This window comes from Dactylosporangium sp. NPDC006015 (genome assembly GCF_040614215.1).
Classification (GTDB): domain Bacteria; phylum Actinomycetota; class Actinomycetes; order Mycobacteriales; family Micromonosporaceae; genus Dactylosporangium; species Dactylosporangium maewongense.
Genome location: NZ_JBEXUD010000004.1, coordinates 129,483 through 147,094 on the forward strand (window position 1 = coordinate 129,483; position 17,612 = coordinate 147,094).

A 17,612-nucleotide genomic window follows, 5' to 3' on the forward strand; every position below is an offset into this window, starting at 1 on the left:
CGCGCCGATTCGGGGAGGATCCCGTCATGGCAGAACTCCAGCTCCCCGCGCCCGCGCTCGCCGGGGATGTCGTGCGGCTGCGGGCCTGGCGTGCCGAGGACGTGCCTGGGGTGGTGCGGGCGTTCGAGGATCCGGTGATGCGGCGGTTCTCCTGGCGGGACGAGCCGTTCACGGAGCCCGAGGCGCGGGAGCACCTGGCCGGGCAGGAATGGGCGCGATCGAACGGTGACGCGCTCAGCCTGGCGGTGGTCGAGCCGGGCGACGAACGCGTGCTGCTCGGCGAGGTTTCGCTGCACGAGGTGCGGCCGACGCGGGGGAGCGCGGCGATCGGCTACTGGCTCGCGCCCGCCGGCCGCGGCCGTGGCGCCGCGACGCAGGCGGTCCGGCTGCTGGCCGGGTGGGCGTTCGCGGAGCTGAGGATCGCCCGGCTGGAGCTGACGTGCGGGCCCGACAACACGGCGTCGCAGCGGGTCGCGACCCGGTGCGGGTTCTCCCTCGAGGGTCTGCTGCGCTCCCACATGCCCTTCCGCGGCGGCCGCCGGGACAGCCTCATCTACAGCCTGCTGCCCGGCGAGCTGACCTGACCCAGCTCGCGCGCGACGGAGGTCGTGGCCTGAGGACGACCGGCTCCCGGACGAGGACGCCGAAGGCGAGCGGCCGCGGTCGCCGCCGTGCGACGTTGTGGGAGGCGGTCGTCTTCCACCCCACGTCCGCTTGTCGCCGGGCGGGCAGCACATGCGGCGCCGCGGTGGCCGGACTCGGCAGCTCGGTGGAGTTGCCGTCGCTGGTCGGCGGGACGTCGGCCGAACCAGCCCGATCCGAACGGCCCGGCGCCGGCTGTTGCGGGGCGCGGGGCCGCCTGTCCACCGCGACCGGACGGCCGGCCGCGGTGGTGGGATCGTCGGTCGGACGTGGTTCAGGTCATGGGGAGGCCCTGGGCGGCGATGGCGGCCTGGACGCGGCTGCGCAGGCCGAGCTTGGCCAGGACCCGACTGACGTGGGTCTTCGCGGTGGCTTCGGCGATCCCGAGGCGGCTGCCGATCTCGGCGTTGGACAGCCCGTCGCCGAGGCAGCGCAGCACATCACGCTCCCGGTCGGTGAGCCCCGATGGGTCGACCGGCGGCGCGGGCGGCCCGGCGAACGTGGCGATGACGCGCCGCGTGACGGCCGGCGCCATGACACCGTCACCCCGCGCCACGGCCCGGACCGCGGCGAGCAGGTCGGCGGCCTCGGCATCCTTGAGCAGGAACCCGGCGGCCCCGGCCCGCAGCGCGCCGAAGACGTACTCGTCAAGGTCGAACGTGGTCAGAATCAACACGCCAGAAACCCCGAGCGCAACGATCTCACGCGTCGCGGCGATGCCGTCGAGCCGCGGCATGCGCACGTCGAGGACCACGACATCGGGCCGCAGCGCCGCGGCCATCTCCACCGCCTGCCGCCCGTCGACCGCCTCCCCGACGACGTCGAGATCAGGAGCGGACCCGAGGATGAGCACAAGCCCGGCCCGGACCGCACCCTGATCATCGGCCACGAGCACCCGCGTGGTCACGCCACCACCTCGGCCACGCTCCGACACCGGGCCGCCCCGACGCACTGTCGACGCCGCATGCCTGCCCCAACGTTGTGCTGTCGTTGGTTTGGTTGCGTTTCGGTGTTGTGATGGTCCGAAGCGCTGCCGATCCCACACGAGCGCCCGGTGCGCTCCGGATCGGTCGTTGCGGCGTCTCTGCGGGGTTCCGGTGCCGGGCCGGCCTGACGCGCTGTCGACGCCACGTGACCGCTCGGCCGCGGTGATCCGAGCCGGACGTGCGGCGATTCCGGGCTGCCTGAGAGAACCCACGACCGAATGACCGCAGAGCCCTGTCGTCGCCGCGCTGCCGGTGAGCGGCCGTGCCTGGTCATGGCATCACCTCGGCCGAGGTTCGGGCCCGGACCGGCTCGGCGCGGTGCTCTCGATGGGCGCCGGTCCCGTCCGGTGCTGGGCCGCTCACGGCGTCACCGGCGCCCATGTGTCCGTTGCCGAACCGATCCAGGAAGTGCTCCGAGCAGCTCGCGGCGAGACCCGCGTCGTGCGTCCACTGCCGAGCCGATCCAGGGCGGTGCTCCGAACTGCTCATGGCGAAACCTGCGCCGTGCGTTTGCTGCCGGGCCGATCCAGGGCGGTGCTCCGGGCGGCTCATGGCGTCACCTGCGCCGTGCGTCCGCTGCCGGGAGGACTCAGGGCGGTGCACTGGGCGGGTCATGCGTTCACCGTGCGGGGGAGGCGGGCGGAGACGAGCCAGCCGCCGGCGTGCGGGCCTGCGGACAGGGAGCCGCCGAGCAGCTCGGCGCGCTCGCGCATGCCGATGACGCCCGCCCCGGCGCCGGCCGCGTCGGCGTCCGCGGCGGGGCGGCCGTCGGGCTTGCCGGCCGGAGCGGCCGAAGGGGAGGCCACCGTGATGTCCACCGTGGACGGCAGGTAGGCGACCGACACGGACACCGGGCCGCCGGAGCCGTGCTTGAGGGCGTTGGTCAGGGACTCCTGCACGATGCGGTAGGCGGCCAGGTCCACCGAGGTCGGCAGGGCGGCCGGCTCGCCCCGTACAGACACCGCAACGGCCAATCCGGAACGCCGTGCCCTCCCGGCGAGGTCCTCCAGGTCGGCCAGGCCCGCCGTGACGTCCTCGGCCGCCGACCCGCCCGCGGGGTCGCGGAGGAACCCGACCAGCTGGCGCATCTCGGCCAGGCCGCTGACGCTGTTCTCCCGGATGACGCGCAGCGCCTCGCGGGTGCGGTCGGGGCCGAGGTCGGTGCTGAGCGCCGCCGTGGCGTGGATGGCGACGGCGCTGAGGTGGTTGGCGATGACGTCGTGCAGCTCGCGGGCCATGCGGGCGCGCTCGGCGGCGACGGCGTTGGTCCGGTCGAGCTCGGTGAGGCGCACCAGCTGCCGCGCGACGAACGCCTGCTCCCGGTGGTGGCGCACGTGCGTGCCGGTGAGCACGGGCACGACGGTGACCAGGGCGAGGAGCACGGCGAGGCCGAGCGCCCGCACGTCGCGGAACACGACCAGGGCGACGACGGCGGTGATCACGGAGCCGACGACGGAGCAGGCGAGCAGTGCCCGGGCGAGGGACTGCCGGCCGTGGACGCAGGCGTCGTAGAGGACCTGCGTATAGACCAGCGGGGTGGCCAGGGACGGCCCGACGATCACGTCGGCGTGAGCGCGGCGGTGCCGACGAGGACCGACGCGACCGGAGCGGTGCGGCGCAGCAGGACGGCCCCGCAGCACACGACGAGGGGCGGCACGAGCCACCAGACGCCGAACCGCGCCTGATACTGCCCGGTGGCGAACATGAGGACGCCGACGGCCAGCCCGGCCAAGGCCAGCACCACGTCCACCATCCGTCCCCGCATGCCTCGATTCCATCAAACAAGCGGCGCCGGCGGTATGCGACGAAGGATGTAGGCCCTGGGCCGTCTCAAGACCGATGCCATCGCGGCTGACTAGCGGAACGCTCAGGTGCATGGTCATCGGATTCATCATCGGTTGTGAGATCGCGTTCTGGATCGTGCTCGGTCTGGGGCTGCTGCTGCGGTACCCGTTGCGCCGCCCCACCGCCGGCGCCGTCGTGCTGGCGGGCGTGCCGCTGGTGGATCTCGCGCTGCTGGTCGCCTGCGCGGTCGACCTGCACAACGGCGCGACCGCCGGCTCGACGCACGCGCTCGCCGCGCTGTACCTCGGGTTCTCCCTCGCGTTCGCGCACACCGTGGTGCGCTGGGCGGACGTGCGGTTCGCGCACCGGTTCGCCGGTGGACCCGAGCCCGAGAAGCCGGCCAACCGGCGGGCGCACGAGTGGCGCCTGTTCGGCCTCGCGGCCATCGCATGGGCCGTGACCTGCGCATTACTCGCGGTCGGGATCTGGTGGATCGGCGACCCGGCGCGCACCGCCGCGCTGAAGAACGGCATGGGTCAGGTGTCGATGGTGCTCGTCATCTGGTTCGTTGTGGGCCCACTCTTGACTTCCAACACAAGCGGGCGTAAACAAAGCACAAGCAAAACGAAACGGCGGTGAAACAACACGATGTACGCCGAAGAACGGCAGCAGGAGATCCTCCGGATCGCCCGCACGCAGGGCCGGGTCGAGGTCGCCGGCCTGGCCGACGAGCTCAACGTCACGACCGAGACGATCCGCCGCGACCTCACCATGCTGGAGCGGGCCGGCGTCCTGCGCCGGGTGCACGGCGGGGCGATCCCGGTCGAGCGGATCGGGTTCGAGCCCGCCCTGGCGACGCGCGACGCGGTCCTCATCGAGGAGAAGGAGCGCATCGCCAAGGTCGCGCTCGCCGAGGTGCCCGACGAGGGCGCCATCATCCTCGACGCCGGCACCACCACCGCCCGCCTGGCGCGGCTGCTGCCCGCCGACCGGGAGCTGACCGTCGTGGTCAACTCGCCGGTCATCGCCACCACCCTCGGGGTCCGCGCCAACCTCAACGTGCTGCTGCTCGGCGGCCGGGTCCGCGGCAAGACCCTCGCCACCGTCGACGACTGGTCGCTGCGGCCCCTCGCGGACCTTTACGTGGACGTGGCGTTCGTCGGCACGAACGGCATCTCCGTCGAGCGCGGCCTCACCACGCCCGACCCGGCCGAGGCGGCCGTCAAGCGGGCGATGATCCGGGCCGCCCGGCGCACGGTCCTGCTCGCCGACCACACCAAGCTCGGCAACGACTACCTGGCCCGGTTCGGCGAGCTCGCCGACCTGGACCTGCTCATCACCGACACCGTCGCCGACAACGACCTCGTCGGCGACCTGGAGGCCGCCGGCGTGAGGGTGACCCGGGCATGATCGTCACCGTCACGCTCAACCCGAGCCTCGACCGGGCCGTCGAGGTCGATGCGCTCACCCGTGGCGAGGTCATCCGCGCCACCGCCGCCCACCTCGACCCCGGCGGCAAGGGCGTCAACGTCTCCCGGGCGCTGCTCGCCAACGGCGTGCCGTCCGTCGCGGTGCTGCCGTGCGGCGGCGACGAGGGCGGGCAGCTCGTGCGCCTGCTGAAGGCGGAAGGCGTCGAGGTCCTCGCCGTCCCGATCACCGGCAGGACCAGGTCCAACATCACCCTCGCCGAGCCCGACGGCACCGTCACCAAGGTCAACGAGCCGGGTCCGGCGATGTTCCGCGCCGAGTTCGACGAGATCACCGACCGCGTTCTGACCCGTGCCGGCAGCGCCGACTGGGTCGTGCTGTGCGGCAGCGTCCCCCCGGGCCTGCCTGCCGACGCGTACGCCCAGCTGTGCCGCCGGCTGCGGTCCGCCGGCATCCGCGTCGCCGTCGACACCAGCGGCCCCGCCCTGCGCGAGGCCGCCTCGGCCGGGGCGACCCTGCTCAAACCCAACCGCGACGAGCTCGCCGAGGTCGTCGGCGCGCCCTTGAGCGGCATGGCCGCCCTCGGCGACGTGGTCGAGGCCTGCCAGCAGCTGCGCGCGTGGGGCGCGGACGCTGTCGTCGCCAGCCTCGGCGCCGACGGTGCCGTCCTCGTCGACGCCGACGGGGTCGTCACCGGCACCTGCCCCGTCACACGCCCGCGCAGCACCGTCGGCGCCGGCGACGCCCTGCTCGCCGGGTTCCTCGCCGCCGGCGCCCGCGGCGCCGCCGCGCTCGCCGAAGGCCTCGCCTGGGGCGCCGCCGCGGTCAGCCTCCCCGGCAGCCGGATGCCCGGCCCCGCCGACCTGATCCGCCACAACGTCACCATCCACCCCCAACCGGACCAGCTCCGCCCCCTGCTGCGCTCCGGCCCGCCCTCCTGAAGGAGAACCCCGTGTCGACCTACACCCCGCAGGTCCAAGGCGGTGGCTTCAAGGCCTCCGTGCAACGCGTGGGCGGCTACCTGGCCGCCATGGTCATGCCCAACATCGGCGCGTTCATCGCCTGGGGGCTGATCACGGCACTGTTCATCCCGACCGGCTGGCTGCCCAACGAGAAGCTCGCCGGGCTCGTCGGCCCGATGATCAGCGTGCTGCTGCCCGTGCTCATCGGCTACACCGGCGGCCGGCTCGTCCACGGGCAGCGCGGCGCGGTCGTCGGCGCGGTCGCCACCATGGGCCTCGTCATCGGCGCCGACGTCCCGATGTTCCTCGGCGCGATGCTCATCGGCCCGCTGACGGCGTACCTGCTGAAGCTCTTCGACGGCCTGGTGGAGAACCGGATCCGGCCGGGCTTCGAGATGCTGGTCGACAACTTCAGCGCCGGCATCATCGGCGGCGCGATGGCCATCGGCGGCGTGTACGGCATCGGCCCGGTCGTCGAGTGGCTCACCAAGCGCGCCGGCTCCGGCGTGGACTGGCTCGTCGACAAGGACCTGCTACCGCTCACGTCGGTGCTGGTCGAGCCGGCGAAGGTGCTGTTCCTCAACAACGCCATCAACCACGGCGTGCTCGGCCCGCTCGGCGTCGCCGAGGCCGCCGACAAGGGCAAGTCGATCCTGTTCATGATCGAGTCGAACCCCGGCCCGGGCCTCGGCCTGCTGCTTGCGTTCATGCTCTTCGGCCCCCGCGCCCTGCGGCCCAGCGTCCCGGCCGCGATCATCGTGCAGTTTCTCGGCGGCATCCACGAGATCTACTTCCCGTACGTGCTGATGAAGCCGAAGCTGATCCTCGCCATGATCGCCGGTGGCGCCGCGGGCGTCGGCACCTTCATGGTCACCGGTGCCGGGCTCGTCGCCACCCCCGCACCCGGCAGCATCTTCGCCTACATGGCGGTCACGCCGAAGGGCGGCTACGTCGCGGTCCTGCTCGGCATCGTCATCTCCGCCGCCGTCACCTTCGCCGTGGCCTCCGTCCTGATGGGCTTCGGCCGGGGCGAACCGCCCGCCGACGGGGTCGACGACGACACGGCCGCCGCCGCGGACGCCGCGGTCGTCGAAGAAGGACCCACACGCACCACGGACGCGGTCTCCACCGGTGGACCATCACCAACAGACGGATTGCCGCGCACAACCACGGCCCGCCAGGAGGTTTAGCGCATGCCCACCATCAACGGCACCGCGATCAAGAAGGTCGTCGTCGCGTGCGACGCCGGCATGGGCAGCAGCGTCATGCTCGCCAGCACCCTGCGCCGGCAGCTGTCGAAGAGCGCCGTCACCGTCGAGCACACCCCGGTGAACCAGATCCCGGCCGACGCCGACGTGGTCATCTGCCACGCGGGCCTCGCCGCCCGGGCCCGGGTCAGCGCCCCCGACAAGGTGATCGTGCCCATCCAGGTGTTCATCGGCGACCCGGCGGTGACGAAGGTGGTCAATGCCGTCCAGCGCGGCGGTGAGCTCAATGGCTGACCAGCCGACCCAACACGCTGACCAGCTGGCCGACCATGCCGACCAGCCGGCCGGCCTGCTGACCAGCGACGCGATCCGGCTCCACGAGCGGGCCGGATCGCGGGACGAGGCGATCCGCCGCTGCGGCGCGGTGCTCGTCGAGGTCGGCGCCGTCGGCGAGCAGTACGTCGACGCCATGCTCGCCCGTGAGCGGAGCGTCTCCACGTACATCGGCGAGGGGGTCGCCATCCCGCACGGCACGCTGAACAGCAAGGAGAACGTGCGCCGCGACGCCCTGGCGGTGCTGCGCTTCCCCGACGGCGTCGACTGGGACGGCAACGACGTGCGCGTCTGCGTCGCCATCGCCGCCGCCGGGGACGGCCACGTCGACATCCTGGCGTCCCTGGCCGAGGTGCTCATGGACCCCGATCAAGCCGAAGCGCTGCGGGACGCGACGGATGCCGGCTTCGTACAACGCCTTCTTACAAAGGAAAACCAGTGAAAGTCCTGACATTCCATGCCCCTGGCGACGTCCGCATCGAGGACGCGCCGGAGCCCACCCCGGGCCCCGCCGACGTGAAGATCCGCGTCCGGGCCTGCTCAACATGCGGCACCGATGTGAAGATCTACAACCATGGACACCACCACATCGTGCCGCCGCGGGTCATGGGCCACGAGATCGCCGGCGAGGTCGTCGAGGTCGGCGCCGACGTCACCGGGTGGCAGGCCGGCGACCGCGTCCAGGTCATCGCGGCGATCCCGTGCGGTCGCTGCGGCGAGTGCACGCGCGGCCACATGACCGTCTGCTCCAACCAGGTGTCGATGGGGTACCACTTCGACGGCGGCTTCGCCGAGTACATGGTGGTGCCACGCAACGTGCTCGACGTCGACGGCCTCAACCGCATCCCCGACGGCGTCAGCTACGCCGAGGCCTCCGTCGCCGAACCGCTCGCCTGCGTCCTCAACGGCCAGAACCTCGCCCGCGTCGGCGACGGCGACGACGTGGTCGTCGTCGGCTCCGGCCCGATCGGCTGCCTGCACGTCCGGCTCGCCCGGGCCCGCGGCGCCAAGCGGGTCTTCCTGGTCGACCTCAACCGGGAGCGCCTCGACCTCGCCGCCGACCTCGTCCGCCCCGACGCGGCGATCTGCGGCGCCGAGACCGACGTGGTCGACGCCGTCATGAAGCTCACCGAGGGCCGCGGCGCCGACGTCGTCATCACCGCCGCCGCGTCCGGTGCCGCCCAGGAGCAGGCGCTGCAGATGACCGCCCGGCAGGGCAGGATCAGCTTCTTCGGCGGCCTGCCGAAGGACAAGCCGGTCGTCTCCGTCGATTCCAACATCGTGCACTACCGGGAGCTCACGATCGTCGGCGCCAACGGCTCCAGCCCAGAGCACAACAAGGAGGCGCTGCGGCTCATCGCCTCCGGTGCCGTGCCCGTCGCCGACCTCATCACCCACCGCCTGCCCCTCGCCGACGCACTCGACGCCTTCGGCATCGTGGCCCGCGGCGAGGCGATCAAGGTCACCATCGAACCGTAGGAGGTGCTTGATGCCCACCCGGACCGTCCTCGTCGGCTCCGCCAGCGGCCTGCACGCGCGCCCCGCCGCGCTGTTCGTCGCCGCGGCCGCCAAACAGCCCGTGCCGGTCACCATCCGTACCGGCGAGAAGAAGGCCGTCCCGGCGCGCAGCATGCTCTCCGTGCTGTCGCTCGGGGCGAAGAAGGGCACCGAGGTGACCCTGGAGGCCGACGGCGACGGTGCGCAGGCCGCCGTCGACGCCCTGGCGGACCTCCTGGAGCGCGACCTGGACGCCGAAGATGGGTGAGCTGCAGGGCATCGGCGTCAGCCCCGGACGCGCCGCGGGGCCCGTCCACCGGCTGGCCCCGCCGCCCCCGCTGCCGCCCGCGCCGGCCGTGATCGACGCCGACGCGGAACGCGCGCGGGCCCGCGACGCCGTCGCCGCCGTGTGCGCGGACCTGACCCGCCGCGCCGACCTGGCGAGCGACGCCACCGCCGCCGAGGTGCTGCGCGCGCAGGTGCTCATGGCCGGCGACGAGATGCTCCTCGAGGCGGTGGACGCCGCGGTCGACGGCGGCGCGGACGCACCACACGCGTTCGACGCCGCGCTCGCCGAGCATCGGGCGGCGTTCGAGGCGGCCGGGGGCTACCTCGCCGAACGCGTCAGCGACCTCGACGACATCCGCGACCGGCTGGTCGCCGCGTCCCTAGGGCTGCCGATGCCGGGGGTGCCGTCGCCCGGCCACCCGTTCATCCTGGTCGCCCGCGACCTGGCACCTGCGGACACCGCCGGACTCGACCCGGCCGTCGTGCTGGGCCTGATCACCGAGGAGGGCGGGCCGACCAGCCACACCGCGATCCTGGCCCGGACCCTGGGCATCCCCGCCGTGGTGCGCTGCGGTTCCATTCTGGAGATTTCGGATGGTGTACTGGTGAGCCTCGACGGCTCCAGTGGCGCCGTCGCACCCGGCATCTCGGAACTGTCCGCGCAGGCGGTCAACGACGCGCAGCGGGAGCTGCTGGCGCGGCGCTCCGCGTCCACCGGCCCGGGCGCGACGTCCGACGGCCACCCCGTGGCGCTGCTGGCCAACATCGGCTCGGCCCGCGACCTGGCCCCCTCCGTGGAAGGCGTGGGGCTCTTCCGCACCGAGCTGCTGTACCTCGACCGCACCGAGCCGCCCGCGTTCGCCGAGCAGGTCGCCGCCTACCAGGAGGTGTTCGCCGCGCTGCCCGGCCGCAAGGTCGTCGTGCGGACCCTCGACGCCGGCGCCGACAAGCCGCTGCCGTTCCTGCGCCTCGCCGACGAACCCAACCCTGCGCTCGGCATCCGCGGCCTGCGCGTCGCCCGCACGATGCCGTCCGTCCTCGACACCCAGCTGTCCGCGATCGCCGCGGCCGCCGCGGCCACGTCCGCCGACGTCTGGGTCATGGCGCCGATGGTCGCCACGGCGGGGGAGGCCGCCGCGTTCGCGGCCTCGTGCCGCGAGCACGGGCTGCGCACCGCCGGCGTCATGATCGAGGTGCCCGCCGCGGCGCTGCGTGCGGGCGCCGTCCTGCGCGACGTCGACTTCCTCAGCATCGGGACCAACGACCTCAGCCAGTACACCTTCGCCGCCGACCGCATGTGCGGCGACCTCGCCGAACTGCTCGACCCGTGGCAGCCCGCCCTCATCTCGCTCATCGCCGCCTGCGCGGCCGCCGGCCGTGAAGCCGGCAAACCCGTCGGCGTCTGCGGCGAGTCGGCCGCCGACCCCGACTTCGCCCTGGTGCTCGTCGGTCTCGGCATCACGAGCCTGTCGATGGCGGCGCGCAGCATCCCGGCCGTGCGGGAGGCCCTGGCCGCCCACACATACGACGAGTGCGTCCAGTTCGCCAAGGCCGCCCTCGCCGCCGACACCCCGACCGCCGCGAGGGCCGCCGTCCGCCCCTGACCTCCGGGCCGCCGACCTCGCTCCGGTCGGCGGCCCGGCTGCGGCCGAGGGCCTCGCTTCGGTCAGCAGCCTCGCTTCGGTCAGCGGCCTTGTGGAAGATCCACACGCCCGGCCGACACGGACGGTTGACAGGCATGAGATCGTTGCCAACGTGTTACTCGAACCGCTTGCAGAAGTCGAAGAGCTGACCGACCGAGGCGTCCTCCGGACGTTCCTGGCGCCGTGCCTGCTCGTCGCGGCCTCGGTCCTGACCCTCGCCGGGATCACCGTCGCCGCCGGCAACCGCCTGTCGGCCGCCCCGCCGCCGTGCACCAGGGTCACGTCCCAGCCGACGAAGTCGGCCTGCCCCTGACCGTGACCGCTGGTGCTGCCGGGCGGCGCCTCAGGTCCGTTCCTGGCCGGCGTCGCCGTCGGAGGACCTGCTCAGGAAGACGATGTCCAGGTCGCTGATCCGGTCGGGGTCGGTGACGATGGCGATGCCGGAGATCCGGCCGTCGGTGATGGTGAAGTCGAAGACGGCCTTCGGCAGGCCGCGGTGGGACCAGACGGCCGCCGGCACACCGTCGACGAGCGCGAGCCGGGCCGCCTGCGCCCGTCCGGAGAAGATCGCGGCCACCGCGTGGGCGCCGGTGGCGTCGCCGGAGACGGCGTCCGGGTGCAGCAGCTCGAGCAGCGCGGCGAAGTCGCCGTTGCGGGAGGCGGCGAGGAACGCGTCGACGATCTCCCGCCGCCGGGACTGCGCGGCGTCCGACGCGGCCGCGGCGCCCTGCACCCGCCGCCGAGCCCGGCTGGCGAGCTGCCGCGAGGCCGCCGGCGACCGGTCGATGACGGGACCGATCTCGTCGAACGACACGGCGAACACGTCATGCAGCACGAACGCGAGCCGCTCCGCGGGCGTCAGCGTGTCCAGCACGACCATGAGCGCCACCCCGACCGAGTCGGCCAGTAGTGCCTCACCCTCGGGGTCCGCGGGTCGCACCGTGGTGGTCGCCGGCTCGGGCGGCAGCGCGCCGACCGGATCCTCGCGCCGGGCCTTGCGGGCCTCCAGCATGTTGAGGCACACCCTGGCGACGACCGTCGTCAGCCACCCGGCCGGGTTCTCCACCTGGCCGGTGTCCGCCCGGCTGACCCGCAGCCAGGCCTCCTGCACCGCGTCCTCGGCCTCAGCCGACGAGCCGAGCATCCTGAACGCCACCGAGTGCAGGCGGCTCTGGTGCTCGGCGAACCGCTCGCTCACCCAATCTTTCCCGATCATCCGTCACATTCCTCCGTCGCGGCCTGTCATAGGAGATGACCGGCGAACCAGGCCGGTTGTGACAGCACACCGTCGACGATCGGGAGACAACCCATGAAAGCGCACGTCAGCTCCATTCTGCTCGGAGTCCGCGACCTCGACCGCGCCACCCGGTTCTACACCGAGGGCCTCGGCTGGACCGTCAAGCACAACTACGGCGTGTCCGTGTTCTTCGAGCAGGACGGCGGCTCGCTGATCGGCTTCTACGGCCGCGACGGCCTCGCCGACCAGGTCGGCACGAGCGCCGACGGCAGCGGCTTCAGCGGCATGGTCCTCCAGTACATCGTCCGCAGCGAGGACCGGGTCGACGAGATCATCGCCGAGGCCGAGAAGGCCGGCGCCACGATCCTCAAGCCACCCGCCGCCCTGCAGTGGGGCGGCTACGGCGCCACCTTCGCCGACCTGGACGGCTACGTGTGGAGCCTCGCCTTCAGCGCCCAGGGCAAGGACCAGCCCTACGCGGAGTAGCAACCCCGACGGCGGCGAGGTGCTTTCAGCGCGGCAGTGACGCGGTGTCGATCCTGAACGGAAACGGCTCCCGCACATCAAGCACCTCGCCGCCGCCGAGTCAGCTGCAATGTGGGGGCTTCCGACACTAACTCTATCTAGATAGAGTTAGAGCCATGACGCGCGTGAAGCGGTGGGGCGGGCATGGGGTCGCGGCGCTGCTGTGGCTGGGGGCGGCCGGTGCGCTGGTCGCGGCGGTGTTCGTGGCTCAGGGTGTCGGGTTCGAGGTGATGCGGCACCGGGTCGAGGTCATGGTCGGGGTCGTGGCGGTCCTCGTCCTGGTCGCCGCGGTGCCTGTCGGACCCGTGGCGGCGCGGGGGAGCCTGGCCGGGGTGGTGCGAGCGGCGGTCGCGTGTGTGGTCGCGCTCGAAGTGCTGGGCGTGGCGCAGGCGCTCAGGGTGGTGCCACCGATCACGAGGAGCGGGGGACCGAGGACCGGCGACGCCACCACCGTCCTCGTCGTATGGGTGGTGCTGCTTGGATTGGTGCTGGCGGCCGCGGTACACGTGACCGGCCGCCGCACCAGCGTCCGGTCTGAGGCCGCCGGGATCGCCGTGGGGTGTGGGTTCGGGGCGGGTGTGGTGTGGCTCGGGCTGGCGGCGGTGCTGCCGGAGGTCGCGGCGACCGTCGTGCCGGCGATCCTGGCGATGATGGCCACCGGCGGGGTGGCCGTCCGCCTGATCGCTCGACGGCAGGGCGACCCGGCTCGTGCGGGCAGGTCGGTCGGGGCGGGCGATGCCGGTACATCGGCGGCAACGGTCATCGGAGGGGTTGTCGCGGCCATGGTCACCGCCGCCGTGGTCGCCACGGCGATCGACGGGCTGTTGCCGCTCGGGCACCCGTGGATCCGCAACAGCGCGCCGCCGTGGGAGGTTGGGACCCGGCTTGTCGACCCGGTCGGGCTGCTCGTCCTCGCCGGGGTACTGGCGGTCGTGGTGGTGGCCGCGGGGCGCAGCCGAGCGGTGGAGCGCGGGTGAGCGCCGGGAGCTGCCGGAAGAGCGGTCACGGGCGGTGAACGTGGTCCGGCAGGGCGCCCGCACCCAGGTCGGCGCCGGCGATCCGACCCCCACCGGTCGGCACGTCAAGGTCATGCACGGCGGGCTCGCCGAACGGGGCGATGGTGGGTGGTTCGTCGAGGGGGTCGCGAGGCGTTCTCGGCGGCGGGGTGAGCAGCCGGCGGACGGAGCGGTAGACGCGCACCGCGATCAGCGCGGGCAGCAGCGACAGCAGGGCGAGCGCCGCCTCGAGGACGCGGCCGGTTCGGCGGTACGCCGCCGTCGTGGTCTTCTGGGTGTCCTCGACCGCGGCGGTCACGGCCGTGTTCGCCGTGAGGATCGCGTCGAACAGGTCCTTGCCCCGGGCGCTGCGGTCCGCGTCGACGCCGGGACGGCCGGCGGGCAGGGCGCTGATCGGCAGGGCCACCTGGGCCAGCCACCGCTGTGCGGCCTGGTCCTGGTCGCGGACGAGGACCCGGGTCCGGTCGTCGGGTGCGGCCCGCAGCGCCGCCGACCGGGCGACCGGGTAGTCCGCCGAGCCGGCGCGGAACGCCTCCAGGTAGGCCGGGTCGCCGGTCAGCTGGTACCTGAGTGCGGCGGTGTCGATGTCGGTGAGGTCCCGCAGCATCCGCTGGTTGGCCTGCCGCGCGTCGTCGAGGCCCCGCAGCCGCTCGTCGTGGACGCCGGTGAGGTAGTGGCCGGCGAGCAGCCGAGCGGCGCCGATGGACAGCAGCAGGAGGATGAGCCAGGTGAACTGCGGGCGCAACGTGGCCGCGATCGGTTTCCGCACCTGTGAACCCCCGCAGCCTCGCCCCCAAGCCCCTCCAACGCTAACGTGCCCGGGGCGGCGGCGCGGCCGATTCAGGGGCGCTCCGGGTCAGGCCGCGAAGGATCCGGCGAGCGGACGGAACAGCTCGCGCGGTAGTCCGGTGGCACGGTGCCAGTTGGCGTGGCGCCGTCCGCGCATGTGGCGGCGGTGGCCGTCGCGTCAACCTGCGCGCGGTCCACGAACTGGGCAGTCCCGTCGTCGCCGGTCGCCGCGACCAGACCGGCGACGCCACCGCCGACCAGCAGCAGCCCGAGCGCCGCCACCAGGATCCGGGCGACCGTCCGCCGCCGGTCGGCGTCCCTGCCGTTCACCCCGTGCGCGGTTCCGGCTCGTACCGGCGTCGGACCTGCCACAGGATCGGCGGGCGCTGCCGGTACCGTCGCCGCCGACGCCGGACCTGGCAGCCGCAACGTCGCCGTCGACGGGGCTGCCGGGGCCGGTGCCGAGGCGACCTCCGACAGCATCGCCCGCGCCTGATCGGCCGTGAGCCGCTCGGCCGGGTCGCGGCGCAGCAGCCCCTCGAGCACCTCCCGCAGCGGCCCGGCCCGCTCGACCGGGTCCGGCGGCGCGGTGGCCAGGGCGCCGAGGACCTCGGCCGTCGTCCCGCGCGCGTACGGTGTCCGGCCCTCGACACACCAGTACACCGTGGCGCCGAGCGACCAGAGATCCGTCTCGACGCTGGAGACGCGGTCCCGCACCCGCTCCGGCGCGACGTAGGCGGGCGACGCGACCAGCGGCACCTCCGGCCCGTCGACCTCGTCGTGCAGCACCGCGATGCCGAAGTCGCCGAGCAGGACCCGCCCGTCGCCGGTGACCAGCACGTTCGGCGGTTTCACGTCGCGGTGCAGGACGCCCGCCCGGTGCGCCGCGGCGAGCCCGTCCAGCACGGCGAGCCCGACGCCCGCGGCGACGTCCGGTGCGAGGGGTCCTCCGGCGCGCACGACCTCCTCGAGGGAGCAGGACGGCACGTACTCCATGACGATCCACGGCCGGCCGCCGGTGAACAGCACGTCGTAGACCCGCACCACGTTGGGGTGCGCCAGCCGCGCCGCGGCCCGGCCCTCCGCGATCGTGCGCCCCCACAGGTCCGCCAGCCCCGGCAACGCCAGGACCTCCTTGACCGCGACGTCCCGCGCGAGGATCTCGTCGCGGGCGAGCCACACGCGGCTCATCCCACCCGTGCCGATGACCTTGATCAGCCGGTACCGGCCGGCGACCGTCCCCGAATCCATGAACGTGGTTCGGAGCCGGCGCCCGCCCGGACGGGTCGCTACGCCGGCCGGTCCTTCTTCGGCAGCTTGGACACCACCCAGCGGTACGACTCGTCGACCGCCTCGAGGATCTCCTCGTCGGGGATGCTTCCGCCGACGGTCAGCGTGTTCCAGCCGGACTTCCCGATGTACGGCGAAGCGGCCGCGTCCTGCGGGAACCGCCGCAGCCACTCGTCGGCGGCCTCCCGCGTCGGCGCGCACTTCACGCCCACGGCCGTCCCGTTGCCGAGGAAGGCGAAGATCTTCGGTCCGACCTTGACGACGAGGTCATCCTCCCACGGGGTGTCCTGCCACGCCCCGGGCTTGGCCATGCAGTGTGCGATCAGCTCGTCCCGCGTCACGCAGCGACCGTACCGGTTAACTCGGTCGGAAGTGTCGTACCTCGCTGTTACGGTGCGGGCGTGACGATTCGAGTGCCATATCTCGGCGATGAGAAGCAGAGTCTGCATGCCAGTCTCAACCGGCACCGCGACGTGGTGCTCTGGAAGCTCGACGGCCTCGACGACGAGCAGCTGCGCCGCCCGATGACCCCGTCGGGCAGCACGATGCTCGGCCTGGTCAAGCACCTCGCCGCGGTCGAGTATGGCTGGTTCTGCGACACGTTCGGCCGTGAGCACGAGCCGCTGCCCTTCCGCGACGACGACCCCGAGGCCGACCTGCGCGTCGAGCCGGGCGAGTCCACCGCCGACGTGCTCGCCTTCTATGCCCGCGCCCGCGCCACCTGCGACGCCGTCATCGACTCCTTAGACGTGGAGGCGACCGGCACCGCCTGGTATGGCGAGAAGGTCTCGCTCCGCTGGGTCCTCATCCACATGGTCGAGGAGGTGGCCCGCCACACCGGGCACCTGGACGTCATGCGCGAGCTCCTCGACGGCGCCACCGGCGACCACCGCCCGGACGAGTAGCAGGGACGCCGGCGGCGCGGCGGTGGACGGTTGGCGGCCGGGCACGGCGGCAGAAGGGCCGGCGGGTGCCGGTCGGGGAGCGGCGCGCTGGCGTCCCGGCGCCGGTGGCCCGCGGTAGGTGGGGCCGGCGGCCCGCGGTAGGTGGAGCTGGCGGTCGGCGGTAGGTGGGGCCGGTGGCCCGCGGTAGGTGGAGCTGGCGGTCGGCGGTAGGTGGGGCCGGTGGCCCGCGGCCGAACTGGTGGCGATGCTGCTCGTGTCCGGCCGTTGCGCTGTAGCGGCGGCCGGGGTGGTCGGCGCTGGTGGTTGGTGGCGGTGAATGTCGTGGTGGTTGGTTCCGTGCGCGACCTCGGGAGCGAGTCGTGCCGGACTCGGCGGGTGCCCTCAGTGTGAACCATCAACGCTGAGCTGACAGTCGCCGCTCACGCATCGGCGCAAGTGCTGGATCAAGGCGTGCGTGGGCTGCGGCGTGGCGCGGGTGCTGGGTAGCGTCGCCGCCATGCCGTTGGCTCCCAGTTCGATGGTTCTTGAAGGCCGCCATGTACGTCTTGAGCCGCTTGCCGAGTCGCATGTGCCCGCCCTGTTCGGCGCTGGCGGGCGGGACGACGAGGTGTGGCGGTGGCTGAGTGCGCCCACTCCGCGTACCGAGGCGGAACTGCGGGAGATCGTGTGCGGGCGCATCAAGGACGTCGAGGACGGGAAGCGGGTCGCGTTCGCCGTGGTGGCTCGGGACGAGGGGACAGCGATCGGCACCACGAACCTGCACAGCTGGCAGCGCGGCGACGGGCGCATCGAGATCGGCGGCACGTGGTTCGGCAGGAGGTGGTGGCGTACCGCGGCGAACACCGAGACGAAGCTCCTGACGATGACCTATGCCTTCGACACGCTCGGCTACGCGGCCGTCGTCTGGCGCATCAGGCCGGAGAACGTCCGCTCCCAGGCAGCGATCACCCGTATCGGTGCCACCCTGAGCGGCCGCGAACCGCAGGTCGACGGCGAGCCGGGCCTGCTGGTCTACACGATGCCCCGAACCGACTGGCCCGCGGCGAAGGCGCGGCTGTCCGAACGCCTGGCGAGTTGA

22 protein-coding genes are annotated in these 17,612 nt (G+C 73.1%); 15 read left to right on the top strand and 7 right to left on the bottom strand.

The features are described 5' to 3' along the window. The first annotated feature begins 26 nt into the window (after window positions 1-26). Window positions 27-584, top strand: coding sequence for a GNAT family protein (locus ABZ321_RS09095; RefSeq protein WP_354890425.1), 558 nt, complete (start codon window positions 27-29; stop codon window positions 582-584). A gap of 332 nt (window positions 585-916) precedes the next feature. Here ABZ321_RS09095 and ABZ321_RS09100 read toward each other — a convergent pair whose 3' ends face one another. From ABZ321_RS09100 to ABZ321_RS09110, 3 genes are all read right to left on the bottom strand, one after another. Beyond that, window positions 917-1,549, bottom strand: a complete 633-nt coding sequence (locus tag ABZ321_RS09100; protein ID WP_344507669.1) for a response regulator transcription factor — start codon at window positions 1,547-1,549, stop codon at window positions 917-919. 690 nt (window positions 1,550-2,239) lie between these two features. Further along, entirely contained in the window at window positions 2,240-3,190 is a 951-nt protein-coding gene (locus ABZ321_RS09105) for a histidine kinase (RefSeq protein ID WP_354890427.1), read from the bottom strand. After that, the gene (locus ABZ321_RS09110; RefSeq protein ID WP_354890429.1) at window positions 3,187-3,393 is read right to left on the bottom strand and encodes a hypothetical protein; all 207 of its coding nucleotides are present in this window, start codon (window positions 3,391-3,393) and stop codon (window positions 3,187-3,189) included. Before ABZ321_RS09110 ends, ABZ321_RS09105 begins: the two co-directional genes overlap by 4 nt. Before the next feature lie 110 nt (window positions 3,394-3,503). On the opposite strand from ABZ321_RS09110, the gene ABZ321_RS09115 reads away from it, so the two are divergent. The 10 genes from ABZ321_RS09115 (at window position 3,504) to ABZ321_RS09160 (ending at window position 11,085) form a co-directional block, all read left to right on the top strand. After that, a complete protein-coding gene (locus tag ABZ321_RS09115) occupies window positions 3,504-4,052 on the top strand; it encodes a hypothetical protein (protein ID WP_344507673.1) in 549 nt (182 codons plus the stop codon). A gap of 9 nt (window positions 4,053-4,061) precedes the next feature. Continuing rightward, window positions 4,062-4,823 carry a DeoR/GlpR family DNA-binding transcription regulator gene (locus ABZ321_RS09120; RefSeq protein WP_354890431.1) on the top strand — a complete coding sequence of 254 codons (762 nt, stop codon included), beginning with the start codon at window positions 4,062-4,064 and terminating at the stop codon, window positions 4,821-4,823. After that, a complete protein-coding gene (gene pfkB / locus ABZ321_RS09125; protein WP_344507677.1) occupies window positions 4,820-5,782 on the top strand; it encodes a 1-phosphofructokinase in 963 nt (320 codons plus the stop codon). The genes ABZ321_RS09120 and pfkB overlap by 4 nt, the downstream gene beginning before the upstream one ends. An 11-nt stretch (window positions 5,783-5,793) precedes the next feature. Beyond that, entirely contained in the window at window positions 5,794-6,993 is a 1,200-nt protein-coding gene (locus tag ABZ321_RS09130) for a PTS mannitol transporter subunit IICB (RefSeq protein ID WP_354890433.1), read from the top strand. Between the two features lie 3 nt (window positions 6,994-6,996). Beyond that, window positions 6,997-7,305 carry a PTS lactose transporter subunit IIB gene (locus ABZ321_RS09135; RefSeq protein ID WP_344507679.1) on the top strand — a complete coding sequence of 103 codons (309 nt, stop codon included), beginning with the start codon at window positions 6,997-6,999 and terminating at the stop codon, window positions 7,303-7,305. After that, the gene (locus ABZ321_RS09140) at window positions 7,298-7,786 is read left to right on the top strand and encodes a PTS sugar transporter subunit IIA (protein ID WP_354890435.1); all 489 of its coding nucleotides are present in this window, start codon (window positions 7,298-7,300) and stop codon (window positions 7,784-7,786) included. Before ABZ321_RS09135 ends, ABZ321_RS09140 begins: the two co-directional genes overlap by 8 nt. Beyond that, the gene (locus tag ABZ321_RS09145; protein WP_344507682.1) at window positions 7,783-8,823 is read left to right on the top strand and encodes a zinc-dependent dehydrogenase; all 1,041 of its coding nucleotides are present in this window, start codon (window positions 7,783-7,785) and stop codon (window positions 8,821-8,823) included. Before ABZ321_RS09140 ends, ABZ321_RS09145 begins: the two co-directional genes overlap by 4 nt. A gap of 10 nt (window positions 8,824-8,833) precedes the next feature. Next, window positions 8,834-9,109, top strand: coding sequence for an HPr family phosphocarrier protein (locus tag ABZ321_RS09150; protein WP_344507684.1), 276 nt, complete (start codon window positions 8,834-8,836; stop codon window positions 9,107-9,109). Continuing rightward, complete coding sequence (gene ptsP, locus ABZ321_RS09155) at window positions 9,102-10,733, top strand: phosphoenolpyruvate--protein phosphotransferase (protein ID WP_354890438.1); 1,632 nt, start codon at window positions 9,102-9,104, stop codon at window positions 10,731-10,733. The genes ABZ321_RS09150 and ptsP overlap by 8 nt, the downstream gene beginning before the upstream one ends. A gap of 151 nt (window positions 10,734-10,884) precedes the next feature. Further along, window positions 10,885-11,085: a hypothetical protein gene (locus ABZ321_RS09160; RefSeq protein ID WP_344507688.1), complete on the top strand. Its 201-nt coding sequence runs from the start codon at window positions 10,885-10,887 to the stop codon at window positions 11,083-11,085. Window positions 11,086-11,115: 30 nt separating this feature from the next. Here ABZ321_RS09160 and ABZ321_RS09165 read toward each other — a convergent pair whose 3' ends face one another. Continuing rightward, window positions 11,116-11,988, bottom strand: a complete 873-nt coding sequence (locus ABZ321_RS09165) for a sigma-70 family RNA polymerase sigma factor (protein WP_354890440.1) — start codon at window positions 11,986-11,988, stop codon at window positions 11,116-11,118. Between the two features lie 93 nt (window positions 11,989-12,081). Here ABZ321_RS09165 and ABZ321_RS09170 point away from each other — a divergent pair, with 93 nt between their 5' ends. Together ABZ321_RS09170 and ABZ321_RS09175 are read left to right on the top strand one after the other, a co-directional pair. After that, on the top strand, window positions 12,082-12,495 hold the full coding sequence (locus ABZ321_RS09170; protein WP_354890442.1) for a VOC family protein: 414 nt from the start codon (window positions 12,082-12,084) through the stop codon (window positions 12,493-12,495). A gap of 155 nt (window positions 12,496-12,650) precedes the next feature. Continuing rightward, window positions 12,651-13,511: a hypothetical protein gene (locus tag ABZ321_RS09175; RefSeq protein ID WP_344507691.1), complete on the top strand. Its 861-nt coding sequence runs from the start codon at window positions 12,651-12,653 to the stop codon at window positions 13,509-13,511. A gap of 25 nt (window positions 13,512-13,536) precedes the next feature. Here the strand turns inward: ABZ321_RS09175 and ABZ321_RS09180 are convergent, their stop codons facing one another. The 3 genes from ABZ321_RS09180 to ABZ321_RS09190 all read right to left on the bottom strand — a co-directional run bounded on the left by ABZ321_RS09180 (window position 13,537) and on the right by ABZ321_RS09190 (window position 15,970). Continuing rightward, a complete protein-coding gene (locus ABZ321_RS09180; protein WP_354890444.1) occupies window positions 13,537-14,319 on the bottom strand; it encodes a CHASE3 domain-containing protein in 783 nt (260 codons plus the stop codon). A gap of 71 nt (window positions 14,320-14,390) precedes the next feature. Beyond that, window positions 14,391-15,590, bottom strand: coding sequence for a serine/threonine-protein kinase (locus ABZ321_RS09185; protein ID WP_354890446.1), 1,200 nt, complete (start codon window positions 15,588-15,590; stop codon window positions 14,391-14,393). 38 nt (window positions 15,591-15,628) lie between these two features. After that, a complete protein-coding gene (locus ABZ321_RS09190) occupies window positions 15,629-15,970 on the bottom strand; it encodes an MmcQ/YjbR family DNA-binding protein (RefSeq protein WP_354890448.1) in 342 nt (113 codons plus the stop codon). A 60-nt stretch (window positions 15,971-16,030) separates the two neighbouring features. Between ABZ321_RS09190 and ABZ321_RS09195 the strand changes: the two genes are divergently transcribed. Both ABZ321_RS09195 and ABZ321_RS09200 read left to right on the top strand, forming a co-directional pair. Further along, window positions 16,031-16,534: a DinB family protein gene (locus ABZ321_RS09195; RefSeq protein ID WP_344507699.1), complete on the top strand. Its 504-nt coding sequence runs from the start codon at window positions 16,031-16,033 to the stop codon at window positions 16,532-16,534. 466 nt (window positions 16,535-17,000) lie between these two features. Beyond that, window positions 17,001-17,612, top strand: coding sequence for a GNAT family N-acetyltransferase (locus ABZ321_RS09200; protein WP_354890450.1), 612 nt, complete (start codon window positions 17,001-17,003; stop codon window positions 17,610-17,612).

What these genes read in the sequence shown, in the direction of transcription:
- ABZ321_RS09095 (WP_354890425.1), top strand. Translation starts at nt 27, where the DNA reads ATGGCAGAACTCCAGCTCCCCGCGCCCGCGCTCGCCGGGGATGTCGTG.
- ABZ321_RS09110 (WP_354890429.1), bottom strand. Translation starts at nt 3,393, where the DNA reads ATGCGGGGACGGATGGTGGACGTGGTGCTGGCCTTGGCCGGGCTGGCC.
- ABZ321_RS09115 (WP_344507673.1), top strand. Translation starts at nt 3,504, where the DNA reads ATGGTCATCGGATTCATCATCGGTTGTGAGATCGCGTTCTGGATCGTG.
- ABZ321_RS09120 (WP_354890431.1), top strand. Translation starts at nt 4,062, where the DNA reads ATGTACGCCGAAGAACGGCAGCAGGAGATCCTCCGGATCGCCCGCACG.
- pfkB (WP_344507677.1), top strand. Translation starts at nt 4,820, where the DNA reads ATGATCGTCACCGTCACGCTCAACCCGAGCCTCGACCGGGCCGTCGAG.
- ABZ321_RS09135 (WP_344507679.1), top strand. Translation starts at nt 6,997, where the DNA reads ATGCCCACCATCAACGGCACCGCGATCAAGAAGGTCGTCGTCGCGTGC.
- ABZ321_RS09140 (WP_354890435.1), top strand. Translation starts at nt 7,298, where the DNA reads ATGGCTGACCAGCCGACCCAACACGCTGACCAGCTGGCCGACCATGCC.
- ABZ321_RS09150 (WP_344507684.1), top strand. Translation starts at nt 8,834, where the DNA reads ATGCCCACCCGGACCGTCCTCGTCGGCTCCGCCAGCGGCCTGCACGCG.
- ptsP (WP_354890438.1), top strand. Translation starts at nt 9,102, where the DNA reads ATGGGTGAGCTGCAGGGCATCGGCGTCAGCCCCGGACGCGCCGCGGGG.
- ABZ321_RS09165 (WP_354890440.1), bottom strand. Translation starts at nt 11,988, where the DNA reads ATGATCGGGAAAGATTGGGTGAGCGAGCGGTTCGCCGAGCACCAGAGC.
- ABZ321_RS09170 (WP_354890442.1), top strand. Translation starts at nt 12,082, where the DNA reads ATGAAAGCGCACGTCAGCTCCATTCTGCTCGGAGTCCGCGACCTCGAC.
- ABZ321_RS09175 (WP_344507691.1), top strand. Translation starts at nt 12,651, where the DNA reads ATGACGCGCGTGAAGCGGTGGGGCGGGCATGGGGTCGCGGCGCTGCTG.
- ABZ321_RS09185 (WP_354890446.1), bottom strand. Translation starts at nt 15,590, where the DNA reads ATGGATTCGGGGACGGTCGCCGGCCGGTACCGGCTGATCAAGGTCATC.